The 14,495-nt window shown below is 70.2% G+C and carries 15 protein-coding genes; 7 read left to right on the top strand and 8 right to left on the bottom strand.

From position 1 onward, the window contains the following. Nucleotides 1-173: 173 nt before the first annotated feature. Genes C8D87_RS00535 through C8D87_RS00545 form a run of 3 tightly spaced genes read right to left on the bottom strand, consistent with a single transcriptional unit; the run spans nt 174 to nt 4,014 of the window. Nucleotides 174-1,142: a PP2C family serine/threonine-protein phosphatase gene (locus C8D87_RS00535; protein ID WP_112225122.1), complete on the bottom strand. Its 969-nt coding sequence runs from the start codon at nt 1,140-1,142 to the stop codon at nt 174-176. After that, complete coding sequence (locus C8D87_RS00540; RefSeq protein ID WP_109637035.1) at nt 1,142-3,271, bottom strand: serine/threonine-protein kinase; 2,130 nt, start codon at nt 3,269-3,271, stop codon at nt 1,142-1,144. The genes C8D87_RS00535 and C8D87_RS00540 overlap by 1 nt, the downstream gene beginning before the upstream one ends. A gap of 14 nt (nt 3,272-3,285) precedes the next feature. Next, nucleotides 3,286-4,014, bottom strand: coding sequence for a glutamate ABC transporter substrate-binding protein (locus tag C8D87_RS00545; protein WP_325049603.1), 729 nt, complete (start codon nt 4,012-4,014; stop codon nt 3,286-3,288). Here C8D87_RS00545 and C8D87_RS48815 point away from each other — a divergent pair. Then, nucleotides 4,013-4,267, top strand: a complete 255-nt coding sequence (locus C8D87_RS48815; protein ID WP_325049604.1) for a hypothetical protein — start codon at nt 4,013-4,015, stop codon at nt 4,265-4,267. The genes C8D87_RS00545 and C8D87_RS48815 overlap by 2 nt on opposite strands. Here C8D87_RS48815 and C8D87_RS00550 read toward each other — a convergent pair. Beyond that, entirely contained in the window at nt 4,251-5,492 is a 1,242-nt protein-coding gene (locus tag C8D87_RS00550; protein WP_233439562.1) for a hypothetical protein, read from the bottom strand. The two genes, C8D87_RS48815 and C8D87_RS00550, sit on opposite strands and share 17 nt — an antisense overlap. Nucleotides 5,493-5,678: 186 nt before the next feature. Next, nucleotides 5,679-6,431 carry a TetR/AcrR family transcriptional regulator gene (locus C8D87_RS00555; RefSeq protein ID WP_215732119.1) on the bottom strand — a complete coding sequence of 251 codons (753 nt, stop codon included), beginning with the start codon at nt 6,429-6,431 and terminating at the stop codon, nt 5,679-5,681. A gap of 41 nt (nt 6,432-6,472) precedes the next feature. Here C8D87_RS00555 and C8D87_RS00560 point away from each other — a divergent pair, with 41 nt between their 5' ends. From C8D87_RS00560 to C8D87_RS00575, 4 genes are read left to right on the top strand one after another with little or no spacing between them, the layout of a single operon-like run. Further along, nucleotides 6,473-8,791 carry a DEAD/DEAH box helicase gene (locus tag C8D87_RS00560; protein ID WP_112225123.1) on the top strand — a complete coding sequence of 773 codons (2,319 nt, stop codon included), beginning with the start codon at nt 6,473-6,475 and terminating at the stop codon, nt 8,789-8,791. Then, entirely contained in the window at nt 8,792-9,550 is a 759-nt protein-coding gene (locus tag C8D87_RS00565; protein WP_109637033.1) for an SWIM zinc finger family protein, read from the top strand. It begins immediately after the preceding gene. Nucleotides 9,551-9,567: 17 nt separating this feature from the next. After that, complete coding sequence (locus C8D87_RS00570) at nt 9,568-10,086, top strand: sugar O-acetyltransferase (RefSeq protein WP_407656927.1); 519 nt, start codon at nt 9,568-9,570, stop codon at nt 10,084-10,086. Further along, on the top strand, nt 10,076-10,852 hold the full coding sequence (locus C8D87_RS00575) for a DUF3626 domain-containing protein (protein WP_233441834.1): 777 nt from the start codon (nt 10,076-10,078) through the stop codon (nt 10,850-10,852). Before C8D87_RS00570 ends, C8D87_RS00575 begins: the two co-directional genes overlap by 11 nt. 94 nt (nt 10,853-10,946) lie before the next feature. On the opposite strand, the gene C8D87_RS00580 is transcribed toward C8D87_RS00575, so the two are convergent. Further along, nucleotides 10,947-11,915, bottom strand: a complete 969-nt coding sequence (locus C8D87_RS00580) for a helix-turn-helix transcriptional regulator (protein WP_112226185.1) — start codon at nt 11,913-11,915, stop codon at nt 10,947-10,949. A 49-nt stretch (nt 11,916-11,964) separates the two neighbouring features. On the opposite strand from C8D87_RS00580, the gene C8D87_RS00585 reads away from it, so the two are divergent. Then, the gene (locus tag C8D87_RS00585) at nt 11,965-12,441 is read left to right on the top strand and encodes a hypothetical protein (protein ID WP_109637031.1); all 477 of its coding nucleotides are present in this window, start codon (nt 11,965-11,967) and stop codon (nt 12,439-12,441) included. Nucleotides 12,442-12,502: 61 nt separating this feature from the next. Further along, nucleotides 12,503-13,006: a DUF2087 domain-containing protein gene (locus tag C8D87_RS00590; protein ID WP_109637030.1), complete on the top strand. Its 504-nt coding sequence runs from the start codon at nt 12,503-12,505 to the stop codon at nt 13,004-13,006. Here C8D87_RS00590 and C8D87_RS00595 read toward each other — a convergent pair. Continuing rightward, nucleotides 12,988-13,719, bottom strand: a complete 732-nt coding sequence (locus tag C8D87_RS00595; protein ID WP_112225124.1) for an SDR family oxidoreductase — start codon at nt 13,717-13,719, stop codon at nt 12,988-12,990. The two genes, C8D87_RS00590 and C8D87_RS00595, sit on opposite strands and share 19 nt — an antisense overlap. A gap of 488 nt (nt 13,720-14,207) precedes the next feature. Continuing rightward, entirely contained in the window at nt 14,208-14,423 is a 216-nt protein-coding gene (locus tag C8D87_RS00600; protein WP_109637028.1) for a hypothetical protein, read from the bottom strand. Nucleotides 14,424-14,495 lie beyond the last annotated feature (72 nt).

Raw genomic sequence — 14,495 nt, forward strand, 5'->3', positions numbered from 1 at the left:
AAGTTCGAGAAGTCCGGGACCGAGCAGAACGACGGCACCGCCGGAAACTGGTTCGCCTTCCAGCCCGGTTCGGGCCGCCGGCCTCGTACCCGACGTTGTTCGTCAGCACCCGCGTCAGACCGCCCGGCGCGGCCGAAGCAGTCCCGGAAGCAGCCAGAGCTCCCGCCGTTCCTCTATGAAGCGGGCGCGAACGGCACCAGTACGACGGTGATGTTGTCGTGGCCGCCCGCTTCGAGAGCGACCTTCACGAACTCCTCCGGCCCGCACGGCAGCAACGGCTGCAGGTCCTCCGGCTGCGGCCGGTAGTTGTGCAGCCCGTCCGAACACAGCAGGAACATCCCCGGCGAGGTCGGCTGCAGCGTCATGACCTGCGGCTCCACCCGCCCGGCGTCCGCGCCGATCCACCGCGACAGCACGTGCGCGCGGCGGTCCGTGCGCGCCTGCTCCTCGGTCAGCACACCCTCCGCGACGAGCTGCGCAGCCCACGTGTCATCGGTCGTGAGCTGCTTGGAGCCCTCGTCGGACAACCAGTACGCGCGCGAGTCACCGACCCACCCGATCGTCGCCGTGGTCTCCGTGACCAGCACCGACACGAACGTGCAGGACGGCGCGACACCCCGGCCGCCCGCCTCGAGCGGCTCGTTCTCCACCAGCTGCTCCACCGCGAAGCACGAGGCCGCGACGGCGTCCACCATCGCCTGCTCCGGGTCGGCGGTGTCGATCAACGCGTTCAGCAGCACGTCCACCGCGGCGTCGGCAGCGGCCTGCGACGCCTGCTCGGCGCGCTCGGAGGACGCCACCCCGTCGCAGACGACAGCTGCGACACCCTTGCCCGCGACGTGCCCGAACGCCATCGAGTCCTCGTTGCGCGCCCGCCGCTTGCCCCGGTCCGACACACCGGACACCGCACCGAGCGTGTACTCGACCCGGTCACGCGCCGATGGCTGGTGACGGCCGCACTGGGTGCAGTAGTCCTCGTCATCGATGTCGGGCGAGCCGCACAGGATGCACGAGGCCTGCGCGGGACCGGTCGGCCCGCCGAGCGGCGTGCGGCGGACCAGCAGGTTGCGCCCGCACGCCTCGCAGAACCGGTCTTCCGGCGCTACAGGCGCGAAGCACTCCGGGCACTTCAGGGTGTCCATCAAACCAACGTCCTCGGCCTTACCGCGTTCGCGCGGTCCACCAATGCGATCCGTTCCTCCGGCGTGGCCGCGAACCGGGCCAGCGTGCGGTAGCGCCGCTCGAGACCCAGCCGAAGCTCGTGTTCGGAGAGTGCACAGTCCAGCACCCTGCCCTCGGCGGCCTGATTGCGGGTCACGTAGTCGTACGCCGCCTCCAGCAGCTCCGCCGACAGCTGGGTGTGCGAATGCACGTCGATGTCCAAGGCGTGCAAGCGTTCCCCGGCCGCGACGAGGTCGTCCGCGTCGCCGTGACCGAGCTGCGCGCGCACCGCCGCGATCTGCGCCGCGAGATGTTGTGAAGAAGTGTCCGGAACGGACAGCAACACGTCGACCGCTCGCGCCCGGTCACCGCACGCGAGCAGCACGCGCGCCAGGCCGAACGCCGCCGACACGTACGCGTGGTCCGTGCGCCACACGAGCTCGTACCAGCCCGCCGCCGCCTTCAGATCACCTGTGGCCTCCGCGCACACGCCCAGCGCGAGCTTCGGCGCCGCCTCACCCGGCACGGCCGAGCAGACCGCGTCGAAGAACCCCATCGCGTCCTGCGTCCGCTTGTCCGTCAGCGCCGCGAGGCCCCGGTACCAGTCGGGCCGCCAGTCCTCGGGGTCCAGCTCGGACTCGTCGAACAGCGACGGCGTCGTCAACGACTCCAGCTCACGCAGCGCGGCCTCGGTGTCGCCGGACTCGATCAGCACCCGCACGATCCGCAGCCGCACCTCCACGGTGAGCTGCGGTGCCTTGCGCAGACCCGCCGGATCCGACGTCGTCGCCGTCGCGAGCCACGACGCGGCCGCGTCCGACGTGCTCACGCTCGGCGCCGGCAACGCGCCCGCCACCTCGGCCAGGTCCAGCGCGCCCTCCACGCCGAAGCGGCGCCGTTCCGGGGTGAACTGCCGCGACGGGCCCGGCCGCTGCACGCCGTCCTCGATCGCCAGCACCTCGCGCAGCACACCCGTGAGCTGGTCGGCCATGTCCTCGGCACTCGCGAAACGCAGTTCCGGGTTCGGGTTCGTGGCGCGCAGCAGCAGCCGGTGGAACGACTCGAACCGGCCCAGCAGCGGTTCCTCGTCCGCTGTGGGCAGCCGGTCCTTGCAACGGCCGCGGAAGTCGAACGGGAAGCTCATCACCGCCAGCGCCCGCCCGACGGTGTAGATGTCGGAGTACACCGACGGCCCGATCGTGCCGATCTCCGGCGCCTGGTAGCCGATCGTGCCGTAGATGGGGGAGTGGTGGTCGTCGATGCGCCGCACCGCGCCCAGGTCGATCAGCTTGAGCTGCTCCTCGGTGTGGATCATGTTGTCCGGCTTGAAGTCGCAGTACAACAGCCCCACACCGTGCAGGTAGCCGACCGCCGGCAGGATCTCCAGCACGTACGCGATGGCCTGCGCCAGCGGCAGCGCCTCGTCACCGCGGCCGTCGCGGCGCCGGCGCGTGATCATGTCCTTGATCGACTCGCCGCCGACGTACTCCATCACGATGTAGTCGACGAGGTTGCCGGTCTTGCGGTCCGCGTGCCGGATGAAGTTGTGGATCTTCACGATGTTCGGGTGCTCGACCTCGGCGAGGAACCGCCGCTCGGCCAGCGCCGCCGCCATCGCGTCCGCGTCGCCCGAGTCGAGCAGGCCTTTCAGCACCACCCAGCGGTCGCTCACCGCGTGGTCCAGCGCCAGGTACAGCCACCCGAGACCGCCGTGCGCGAGGCACCCCAGCACCTCGTACTGGTCGTGCAGCACCTCACCCGGTTCGAGCTTCGGCGTGAACGAGTACGCGTGGCCGCACTGCGGGCAGAAGCCCTCCACCCGGCCCGGCTTGCCGTCCTTGCGCCGCCCGACCTTCTTGCCGCACTTCGAGCAGAACCGCTTGGCCTCCGGCACCTCCGGGTTCTCCAGCACCGCGGTCTTCGGATCCCGGTACGGCACCCGCGGCACCTCGACCAGGCCGGCACCCAGCCGGCCACGGCTCATCGACCGCGCGCTGCCCCGGCGCGACCGGCCGGAGTTCGACCGCGAGGCCTCCTGCGACACCGACCAGGGTGCGGTCCCCGGTGCCGTCGCGGGCCCGGTCGCGGGCAGATCCAGTTCCTCACTCATCTCGCGACCCCTCCCTAGTCCCGATAACGAGCGACAGGCGGCACTGGTGCCGGCCCCAGGGTGTTGAGCCACCGCCGGTAGATCCCGCTCCACGTGCCGTCGGCACGCATCCGCTCCAGCACGCCGTTGACGAACCGGACCAGGTCCTCCTGCCCCTTGGGGATGCCCACGCCGTACGGCTCCTCGGTGAACCGCGCCCCCACCACCTCGGTGTACGGGTCCTGCGCCGCGAGCCCCGCGAGGATCGTGTCGTCGGTGGAGATCGCGTCGGTCTGCCCCTGCTGCAGCATCACCAGGCAGTCCGTCCAGTTCGGCACGCTCACCGTCGTCTTCACCCGGTTCACGACGTTGCCCAGCGACGTCGATCCCGACGCCACGCAGACCCTCTTGTCGCCGAGGCTGTCCACGCCGGTGATGCCGGAGTTGCGGCGCACCAGCACCCGCTGCCCCGCCTGGTAGTAGACCGAGGAGAAGTCGACTCGCTCGAGCCGGTCGCAGGTGATCGTCATCGTGCGCACGACGAGGTCGACCTCGCCGCGCTGCAGCATCGGAATCCGCTCGGCCGAGGTGACGACCTTGAACTGCACCTTCTTCTCGTCACCGAAGATCGCCTTCGCGACCTGGCGGGCCACGTCGACGTCGAAGCCCTCGATCTCACCGGTGAACGAGTTGCGGAACCCCATCAGGTACGAGTTCTGGTCCACGCCCGCGATCAGCCGGCCGCGTTTGAGGATCCGGTCCATGTTCGAACCCGCCGGCATCTGCCCCGCCGGTGGCAACGGCCCCGGCCGCAGGCTCGCCGTCGCGTCGCACGACGGCGCCGGACCCGCCGAGCTGCTCGGTGCGGCGGTGACCGTGCTGGCGTCGGCCGGCTGCGGCGCCGGAGCCTCGCGCGGCACGATCTCGCTGGGCGCCGGGCCCGCCGTACACGCGCCGAGCAGCAGGACCGCCGCGAGCGTCAGTGACGTTCTTGAGCGCCTCACCGGTACTCCTTGAGCCGCTGCCACAGTCCCATCGTCGACCCCACCGCGCTGATGACGGCCAGTACCAGCACCCCGACCGCCGTGCCCGCGAGCGACGCCCGCGCCACCGCCACCTCGTCGCTGAAGTCCTGCCGCGCCTCGCCGATCGCGCGCACCAAGTCCTGGTCCAGCGAGTCGAAGTACGGGTTGTCGATCAACGCCACCGCGTCGTTGTACTGACCGGCGTCGTCGGCCTCCCTGATCCGCTGGTGGACCTGCTGCCACTGGCGGAAGTGCCGCATCGCCTGGTCGATCGCCTCGGTGTTCTCGAGCGCCTTCGCGTGGTCCAGCAGACCCTCCAGCCGGTCGGAGACCTCGACGAAGTTCTTCTCGTACGCCTGACCCGCACCCCGCGCGACCAGCGTCAGCGTCTCGTCACCGCGTGCGGTCAGCGTCGCGATCCGCGCCTGCGCCAGCACGTCGACCTTCTGCGACGCCGTGCGGGAGTCCCCGACGTCGTTCATCACCAGCACCGACACCGTGGTGACCCACAGCAGCGACAGCACCGCCGCCGCCGTCGCCACCAGCAGGCCCACGTTGAGCAGCCGGTTCGTCTTGTGGGTCAGATAGCGCTGCGTGAGCACCAGCGCGACCACGAACGCCAGCGCCACCCCGACCGAACCCCACGGGAAGTTCGCCTCGTCCTGCGCGCGGGCCACCCGGTCCGTCTCCGCCCGGTACAGCTCCTGCGCCGCCGGCAACAGCTGCGTGCGCATCAGCCCCGACGCCTCGCGCAGGTACGCCGCGCCCACCGGGAAACCCTGCCGGTTGTTCGTCCGCGCCGTCTCGATCAGTCCCGTGTAGACCGGCAGCTGGGCGGCCAGTGTCGCGGTCAGGTCGGGGGAGGAGGCCGTCGCCACCGACAGCGCCGCCTGCGCCTGCGCGATGTCCGCCTCGTAGCGTTCGCGCAGCTGAGGAGGTTCCAGCCCACCGGACAGGAACGCGCTCGCCGCCGTCGCGTCGGCGTCCTGCAACGACCGGTAGACCTCCTGCGCCGCGTGCGCGAGCGGTTCCGACTGCGTCGCCAGGTCGTCGAGCGCCCGCTCGTGCCGGCTCACGCTCCACGTCGTCAGCCATCCGCTCGCCAGACTCGCCAGCACCAGCACCACGATGATCAGGCTCAGCCGCCCCGGTGTCGACCGCGCGAGACCGGTGACCCGGCGCACCAGCGCCTGCCGCGGCTGCGAGTCGATCACCACGAGCGGGCCTCCCTGTGGCGGAGCTGTGCACGCGCCCTGGTGATCGTCACCACCGCGCGTGGCGTAACTGTAGGCAGTTGAGGGACACCGCGTGGGAATTACCCGCTCATCCCGCGAGGTGTCATCAGGCCGTAACTACCCGATCAAGCTCACCGCTCACGCACGCGTGCAGCCAGGGGCCACCGATCAGGCCCGCGCGGCGATCAGCAGCGCCACTCCGTCCAGGATCATCTCCAGCCCGAACTCGAACGAGTGCTCCGGGCTGAACGCGCTCTGGTGCGCCTCCCCGACAGCGCCGCCGACCCGTGCCGCGACGGGGTAGCGGGCCGGGTCGAACACCGTCATCAGGAACGGAGCCGCCGCGTCCCACCACTGCTGGTCGGTCAGCCCCGTCTCCTTCTCGGTCACCGCCGACGCCGTCAGCCCGCGCGCCGAGTTCTGCACGTGCCCGAGGACCAGGTTGAGCACCGAGTCCATCTCCACGTCGGACAGGCCGATGCCGTCCAGTCCGCGCAGCTCGAAGTCGTACTTCGCCGCCACCTGCGGGCCCAGCACCGTGCGTGACGGCGCCACCTGCAGCAACCACGGATGCCGCCGGTACAACGCCAGGTTCTCCCGAGCGACGTAGGTGAGGTGCGCACGCCAGCCGTCGGCCGTCTCGCGCCCGGTCGTGGCCTGGACGGTGTCGACCATGACGTCGATCAGCTCGCCCTTGCCGGGGACGTAGGTGTAGAGCGACATCGTCCCCACGCCCAGCGACTCGGCCACGCGGCGCATCGACAGCGCCTTGAGCCCGTCGGCGTCGGCCAGCGCGATGCCCGCCTGCACGATGCGGTCCACGCTCAGGTCCGGCTTGCCCTTGCGGCTCGTGCGCTCCTGGGTGCGCCACAGCAACGCCAGCGTCCGTGCCGGGTCACCGCTGCCCGTGTGTTCGATCACGAACGTGACCCTACCGTACCGTATGGTGTACGGTACATAGTATGTTCGCGCCTGCCGACCCGCCAAGACTCGGACAGTTCGACGGAAAACCCCTGCTCGAAGCTTTGCCTGACGCGCTGAACGACGACGGTTACTGGGGAGTGGCCACCGCTACCGCGCTCACCCTCATCGCCCGCGGCCGGATCGTGCCCAGCGTGACCGGAGCAGGCCACGACACCTGGCGGATCGGACCCCTCGACCACGCCGACGAACTGCACCTGCGGCAGCTCGCGGCGCACGGAGACTACGACGAGCTGCGCCAGTTCCTCGACGCCGTCGCGGACGTGCTGCCGCGCACCGGAGCTGGACCGTTCGCCGGCGTCGAACCCCGCGAGGTGCCCGAGCTCAAGACGTGGGCGGACGAGCAGATCAAGCTCTCGTTGCGCATCGAGACGACGGACGACCTGCGGTTCCGCGCGATCGTGCAGGTCCGCGGCATCACCGACCCCTACCCGCGGGACGTGCGCGGCTCCGGCCGCGAGCTCGACGCCATCCGCGCGATCGGCCGCGCCACCTGGCCACCGCTGCAACGCCTGCTCGACCAGGCCGAGCTCACCGACGACGAGGTCGCCGAGCTCCTCGGCACCGACATCGAGGTCCACTGGCCCAAGAACCTCACCACCTCGCTGTCCGCGAAGGCCGTCATCGGTGAGCCGAGCGGCAAGTTCACGGCAGACGACCTGCTGACGTTCAACTGGCAGCTGGCACTCGGCGGCTCGGCCCTGACCGACGCCGAGATGGACGTCATCGCCGAAGCCAGCCGCCCGGTCGTCCGGCTGCGCGACCAGTGGGTGCTCGTCGACCCGAAGCTCAGGCAGAAGGCACGCCGGCAGCTCGCCCCGATCACCGCCGTCCAGGCCGTCACCGCCGCCCTCACCGGCACCGCGGTCATCGACGGCGAACACGTCGACGTCGCCCCGCACAGCCTCACCACCGCGATCACCACCATCCCCGAGATCGAGCCACCCGCAGAGCTCCGGGCGACACTGCGCGACTACCAGCTCCACGGCCTGCGCTGGCTCGCCCACATGACCGGCCTCGGCCTGGGCGCCTGCCTCGCCGACGACATGGGCCTCGGCAAGACCATCACGCTCATCGCCCTGCACCTGCACCGCCGCCACGAGAAGCCGACCCTGGTCGTCTGCCCGGCCTCACTGCTCGGCAACTGGGAACGCGAGATCCACCGGTTCGCCCCGGGAACCCCCGTCACCCGCTACCACGGTCCACAACGGACGCTCGCCGACACCGGCGTCGTGCTCACCACCTACGGCACCATGCGCCTGGACGCCGAGGCACTGCGCAACCACAGCTGGGGCATGGTCGTCGCCGACGAGGCCCAGCACGTCAAGAACCCGCACTCCGGCACCGCCAAAGCACTGCGCTCGATCCCCGCCGCCGCCCGCGTCGCGTTGTCCGGCACCCCGGTCGAGAACTCGCTGGCCGAGCTGTGGTCCATCCTGGACTGGACGACACCGGGCCTGCTCGGCACGCACCGCGCGTTCCGCACCCGCTGGCCAGAACCCGACGACACTCTCGCCAAGGTCGTCAAACCGTTCCTGCTGCGCCGCCGCAAGTCCGACCCCGGCGTCGCCCCGGAACTGCCCGCGAAGACCGAGACCGACCTGCCCGTCTCGCTCACCGCCGAGCAGGCGGCCCTGTACGAGGCGCTGACCAGGGAGATCCTCGACCAGATCGCGGGCAGCGACGGCATGGCCCGGCGCGGTCTCGTGCTCAAGCTGCTGACCGGTCTCAAGCAGATCTGCAACCACCCGTCGCACTACCTCGGCCACTCCACGTTGCAGGGCACGTCCGGCAAGCTCGACCTGCTCGACGAACTGCTCGGCACGATCGTCGCAGAGGAAGGCTCGGTGCTGATCTTCACCCAGTACGTCGGCATGGCCCGCCTGCTCGAACAGCACATCAAGCAGCCCACGCGCTTCCTGCACGGCGGCATCCCCGTGCCCCGGCGCGAGCAGATGGTCGACGACTTTCAGCAGGGCCGCGCCCCGGTCTTCCTGCTGTCGCTCAAGGCCGCCGGCACCGGGCTCAACCTCACCAGGGCCGACCACGTGATCCACTTCGACCGCTGGTGGAACCCCGCGGTCGAGGACCAGGCCACCGACCGCGCCTACCGCATCGGCCAGACCAGGCCGGTCCAGGTCCACAAGCTCGTCACCGAGGGCACCGTCGAGGAACGCATCGCCGCGCTGCTGCAGGACAAGCGCGACCTCGCCGACGCCGTCCTGCACGGGGGAGAGGCCGCCTTCACCGAACTGACCGACGCAGAACTCGCCGAACTCGTCCAGCTCAGGAGCCTCTAGATGACCGCACGCGGATTCGCCGCGTTCCCCAAGGTGAAACGCCGCGTCGCCACCACCTGGTGGGGCAAGGCCTGGGTCAAGGCACTGGAGGACACCGCCCTCGACACCACCCTGCTGCGCCTGGGCCGCCGCTACGCCCACGCCGGCGTCGTCGGCCCGATCACCGTCAGCCCCGGCCGCCTGCACGCCCAGGTGCACGACGACGACACGGTCTACAGCACCACGGTCCTCGTGCCCGAGCTGACGGAAGTCCAATGGGGACGGTTCCTCGACCGCGTCGCCGAACACGCCGGGCACATCGCCGCCCTGCTGGACAACGACATGCCGCGCGATCTCGTCGCGGCCGCAGAAGAGTCCGGTGTGGACCTGCTGCCCGGCATCGGCGACCTCGAACCCGGCTGCGACTGCGAGGGCTGGGAGCTGCCGTGCCGGCACGCCGCCGCGCTCGCGTTCCAGGTCGGCTGGCTGCTCGACGCGGACCCGTTCGTGCTGCTGCTGTTGAAGGGCAAGCCGGAGCAGGAACTCCTCGACGCGCTCAAGCAACGGGTCGCGGGGCCCGTCGGGACCAGAACACCTGTGGTGGTTTCGCGCGACGTCGCAGGTCAGCTGCCCGCGAAACCCGGCCTTCCGGCCACCACACCTGTGGTGCTCGCGGTCGAGCCGCCACCGGGGTACGACGCTGCGGAACTGACGGCGCTGATGGAGATCGCGGCGAAGCGGGCACGCGCGCTGCTGCGGTCCGGCACTCTGGATGAGTGATCAGCGAGAAGCAGAAGATGATGAACGGGCAGCTGTACAAGGACTCCGACCCCGCACTGGTCGCCGAACGCCGTCGCGCACAGCAGCTCGTGGACGAGTTCAACGCCACCCGCGACGACGCCGTCATCAAGGAGCTCCTGGGGTCCATCGGCGAGGACTCGTGGGTCATGCCGCGGTTCCAGTGCGACTACGGCTACCAGATCCACCTGGGCTCCAACAGCTTCCTCAACTACGACGCCATCCTGATGGACTGCGCCACGATCACCATCGGTGATGACGTCTCCATCGGCCCGCGCGCGCAGCTGCTCACCGCGCTCCACCCGATCGAGGACCACGAAGCCCGCCGTCAGCGCTTCGAGACCGCCGCGCCGATCACCATCGGGAACAACGTGTGGCTCGGCGGCGGCGTCATCGTCTGCGCGGGCGTGACCATCGGCGACAACGCGGTGATCGGCGCGGGCAGCGTCGTCACCCGTGACATCCCTCCGCGCGTGCTCGCCGTTGGCAACCCGTGCAAGGTGATCCGTGACCTTTGAGCGGGCGATCGAGCACGTCACAGCACGCTCGCGCGGCGGTCCGCTGCCACGCGAGCTGCGCGTGACGCTCAACTTCCACCCCGGTCGCGGCGTGCTCGAAGCCCTGGCTCGCGACGGCGTCTACCGCTCCCAGTTCGAGACCGGCACCAGCAACGGCGGCCTCACCGCCCACCCCGGCGGTGCCCGCTGGGACTGGGAGAGCCGTCTGTTCGGTGGCGCCTACGACACCGCGAACCCCGCCGACCGCCCCAAGTACGGCGCGCTCAACCACCGTCGGCTGCCCTGCGGCGGCGCGCCCAGGTTCGGCTCGGCGCACCTGCGGCTGAAGGAGGACGTCCTCGACCGCACGACCTTCTGCTACCCGGACAGCGTCTTCGAGCCCGTCCACTTCGGCACCGCGCAACGGTTCGCGCTGATCGAACTGGCCGACGCCGACGACCGCGGCCCGCTCGACGACTACATCGAGGCCCACGTCCACGGCCCCGTCACGCTCGACGACGTGGAAGCCCTCGTGCTGGACCCGAGCTTCACCGGCGACATCGGCCTGCCGTGCCCGGTCGAACGGCACGACGGCTTCCGGCTGTCCACAGAGGAGCTCCAGCGCAACGCGGACTTCCGCACCCCGGAGTCCGTCGCACTGGGACTGGAGATCGCCGAGGGCGGGTTCGTCGACCCGCACATCCTCGAGAACGCCGACGCGCCACCACAGGTCGTCAAACACCTGTGGCACCACCTCGCCCGGTTCGGTTACGCAGGCCGCCGGTAGATCGTCGATCCGCACGTCCGTGAACGCGAGTCCGGCGACGACCACCGGGACACCGGATGCCCAAACATGACGTCCGGGCACCCGGCCACGTTCATCAGCTCAGGTAGAGCGACGCCAGCCGCCGCACCACCGCGGTGACCTGGTCGCGCAGCTCGTCCGGCGCCAGCACCTCCACGTCGCCGCCCATCCGCAGCAACATGCCCGTCGCGTGCCCGACCGACTCGATGGGGATCGTCACCCGCACCCACCCGTCGTCGTCCACAGCGGACTCCTCGGCCGCCCGCGCCACCGCGGGCAGCACGTTCGACGAGAGCGACTCGAAGCCGCGCGGCGACAACCGGATCACCGCCTCCCCGGTGTACTGGCGGGCCTGGAAGTCCTCCAGCGACGCCGTCCAGTGCGCGGCGAGATCGAACCCGGCTGGCCGCTCGAACGACTCGTCGAGCACGGAGGCCGCCTGGATCTGCGACACCCGGTAGGTGGAGATCCGCGACGAACCCTGAGCCACCAGGTACCAGCGGCCGGCCTTCAGGACCAGCCCCAACGGCCGCAGCACGCGCGTCACCTCCTCCGGTGCCTGCCACCGCCGGTAGGAGACCTCCAGCAGCCGTGAGCGCCACACCGCGTCGGCCACGAGCTCCAGGAACGGCGAGCGCTCCGGGTCGTAGTACCAGGCAGGCGCGTCGAGGTGGAACCGCTCCGCCATGTGGGACGCCCGGTCGCGCATGGGCGACGGCAGCGCCGCCATCAGCTTGAGCTGCGCCGCCGACACCGCGTCACCGAGACCCAGCTCGGCGGCCGGCCCCGGCAGCCCCGCCAGGAACAGCGACTCCGCCTCCTGCTCGGTCAGCCCCGTCAGCCGGGTGCGATAGCCGTCGAGGAGCTGGTAGCCGCCGGCGGGACCCGCGTCGCCGTAGAGCGGCACCCCGGCCGCGTGCAGCGACTCCACGTCCCGGTAGATCGTGCGGACCGACACCTCCAGCTCGTCGGCCAACGCCTGCGCGGTCATCCGCCCCTTCGTCTGCAGCAGGAGCAACAACGACACCAACCGGCTCGCACGCACGCGGAACACACTGCCACAAGGTGTCAGTGATAGCTCATATGTTCGACGCATGGCTTTCTACGAGAAGGAGCTGGCGGTCAAGGAACCGCTGGTCATCGCGGGCAGGCACGTCAAGCGCTACGAGGTCGTCACTCCCGGCCTCGAGATCACCGACGACATCCGCGCGGCCGCCTACGCGTTCCTGCCCAAGATCTACCCGGACTTCGACGACCCGACCCCGCCCGCCACGGTCACCGTGCTGCACCGCAGTGCCGCGGGCATGTACCTCAACGCCTACAACTGGGTCTGGGACAACGTCCTGCACTGCCGCACCGCGGTGTCCGGCGACCAGCCGTTCCTCGGCTCGACCGACCCCGACCTCACACACTTCAGCGTCATCCCGAAGGACCTCATCGGCTGCGTGTGGGAGCTGCCGCCGTTGTCGCACGAACGCACCGCGTGGGTGCGGCACGTGCTGGATCCCGACGAGCCCGACTTCGAGTCGTACCTGCTGGACACGATGGCCGAGGGACTGGTGGGCAGATGAGGGACTGGCAGGGGGCGCCGTCCCGCTGAAATCGGTGGACGGCGGCGTTAGGTTCGCAGGCATGACCACTCCGGAAACCGTTGTGCGCGTGCTGGCCGAACCGTCGAGGCTGCGGGCGTTCGCCGCCGTCGTCCTCGGTGCGGGAACCCTGGCCGACGTCGCCGCCGCGTCCGGGCTGTCGGTCAAGGACGCCGGCACCGCACTGCGCAAGCTCCGCGAGGCCGGGCTGGTCGAGGGGGACCCGGCCCGGCCTGCCGACCTGAAGCCGCTGGCCGCGACGCTCACCGAGCCGATGCCCGCCGACGGGCTGGCGCCGTTCGTGCGCGGCGACAGGCTGATCTCGCTGCCGGTCGCGCACGACCGCCGCCGCAAGATCCTCGAGCACATCGCGTCCAAGGCGTTCGTGCCGCAGACGTACTACGAGGAGAACGAGATCAACGAGCGGCTGCAGGCGTGGTGCGAGGGCGGGGAGATCGACCACGTCACCATCCGCCGCTACCTCGTGGATCTCGGGCTGCTGGAGCGCGGCGGAGGCCTCTACCAGGCTCAACCCCTGCCGATGTAAGGCATGGTCGTGGCCATCACGGTCATGAACTGCACGTTCGCGTTGAGCGGCAGCTGAGCCTGGTACAGCACCGCGTCGGCCACGTGCTGCACGTCGAACGTCGGCTCCGGCCTGGTCTCGAAGTTCGCCTGCAGCACGCCCTGGCCCATCCGCTCGGTCAGCGCCGTCGCGGCGTTGCCGATGTCGATCTGTCCGCACGCGATGTTGTGCGCGCGGCCCTCCAGCGACAGCGACCTGGTCAGCCCGGTCATCGCGTGTTTGGTCGCGTTGTACGCCACCGCGTGCGGGCGCGGCACCGTCGCCGAGATCGAGCCGTTGTTGATGATCCGGCCACCGCCGCCGGTCTTCATCACCCTGAACGCCTCGCGGGCGCACAGGAACGCGCCGGTCAGGTTCACACCGACGACCTTCTCCCACGCGCTGAGGCTGAAGTCCTCGATCGGCGTGGCGCGGACGTTCGTGCCCGCGTTGTTGAACAGCACGTCCACGCGTCCCCACCGCTCGACCACGGCCGCGAACAACGCGACGACCGAGTCCTCACGCGACACATCGGTCGGTACAACCAGGGCGGTCTCGGCGAAACCCTCGGCGGTCTCGTGCAGCGCGTCCTCGCGCCGCCCGGCCAACGCCACCTGGAATCCCGCAGCCAGCAGGGTTCGCGCCGCCGCACGACCCACGCCGGAACCCGCTCCCGTCACAACCGCGACCGCCATCGGTGATCTCCCCTCGATCCAGTGATTGTGGTCAGTGTCCCGTGTGGAGTAATTACCTTGCGTGGAGTGTGAAGAGGACAGCTGCCTGCTGTGTGGCGGCACGGGGACCATGTCGTGGCAGCAACCCGTTCCGGGGCCGGAAGGGCTTGTGCTGCACGAGATGTCGCACCCGTGCCCCCGTGGCTGTTCGGGCTGGTGGAAGCTTCCGAACGGTGACCGCGGAGGCGTCGTCGCAGGGAATGTCGCACGTGCCAACGAGATTCCGGCGGGACCGTCCACCACGGCCTGATCACCGAGCGTGAACAGTGGGGGTCACCCATTATTGTCGGGACGGTCCCTGCTTGGCGGCTGCGTCCACTCGGAGTAGAAGCGGACACTGTTGTTCTGTGAAGGAGTGCAGCCGTTGCCTTGGTTCTGGGCTCAACGAGGACCGGACCGCCTGCCGGGTCTGCGGTGGGATCGGTCAGGTCCCCGACCGGTAGCCGAGGCTATTTCTTCGTCATCAGGGTCGGGCCGAGGATCCGGCGGGCGATCCGCCGTGTCAGCGACTTCGGCTGGCGTGCGGGCGCCGGCCTGGGCGCCGGGGGAGCCTCCACGGGAGTGGTGGCGGGGATGGTTGCCGCTTCCGGTTCCTTGGTCGTCGTGATCTTCGCGAACACCTGGGTCTCCGGCTCAACACTGCCGGGCTGCTGCTCGATCGGCACGCGAAGATCTTGCCATCGCGGTTCCGCGCGCCTTCCGTGAGGGGTTACGCCCTGGTACGGCGTGACCCACGT

This window comes from Lentzea atacamensis (assembly GCF_003269295.1).
GTDB lineage: Bacteria > Actinomycetota > Actinomycetes > Mycobacteriales > Pseudonocardiaceae > Lentzea > Lentzea atacamensis.

Bases quoted from the DNA above. Each gene is read 5' to 3' on its own strand.
- C8D87_RS00535 (WP_112225122.1), bottom strand. From the start codon at position 1,142: ATGGACACCCTGAAGTGCCCGGAGTGCTTCGCGCCTGTAGCGCCGGAA.
- C8D87_RS00540 (WP_109637035.1), bottom strand. From the start codon at position 3,271: ATGAGTGAGGAACTGGATCTGCCCGCGACCGGGCCCGCGACGGCACCG.
- C8D87_RS48815 (WP_325049604.1), top strand. From the start codon at position 4,013: ATGTTCGAACCCGCCGGCATCTGCCCCGCCGGTGGCAACGGCCCCGGC.
- C8D87_RS00545 (WP_325049603.1), bottom strand. From the start codon at position 4,014: ATGGACCGGATCCTCAAACGCGGCCGGCTGATCGCGGGCGTGGACCAG.
- C8D87_RS00560 (WP_112225123.1), top strand. From the start codon at position 6,473: ATGTTCGCGCCTGCCGACCCGCCAAGACTCGGACAGTTCGACGGAAAA.
- C8D87_RS00565 (WP_109637033.1), top strand. From the start codon at position 8,792: ATGACCGCACGCGGATTCGCCGCGTTCCCCAAGGTGAAACGCCGCGTC.
- C8D87_RS00570 (WP_407656927.1), top strand. From the start codon at position 9,568: ATGATGAACGGGCAGCTGTACAAGGACTCCGACCCCGCACTGGTCGCC.
- C8D87_RS00585 (WP_109637031.1), top strand. From the start codon at position 11,965: ATGGCTTTCTACGAGAAGGAGCTGGCGGTCAAGGAACCGCTGGTCATC.
- C8D87_RS00590 (WP_109637030.1), top strand. From the start codon at position 12,503: ATGACCACTCCGGAAACCGTTGTGCGCGTGCTGGCCGAACCGTCGAGG.
- C8D87_RS00595 (WP_112225124.1), bottom strand. From the start codon at position 13,719: ATGGCGGTCGCGGTTGTGACGGGAGCGGGTTCCGGCGTGGGTCGTGCG.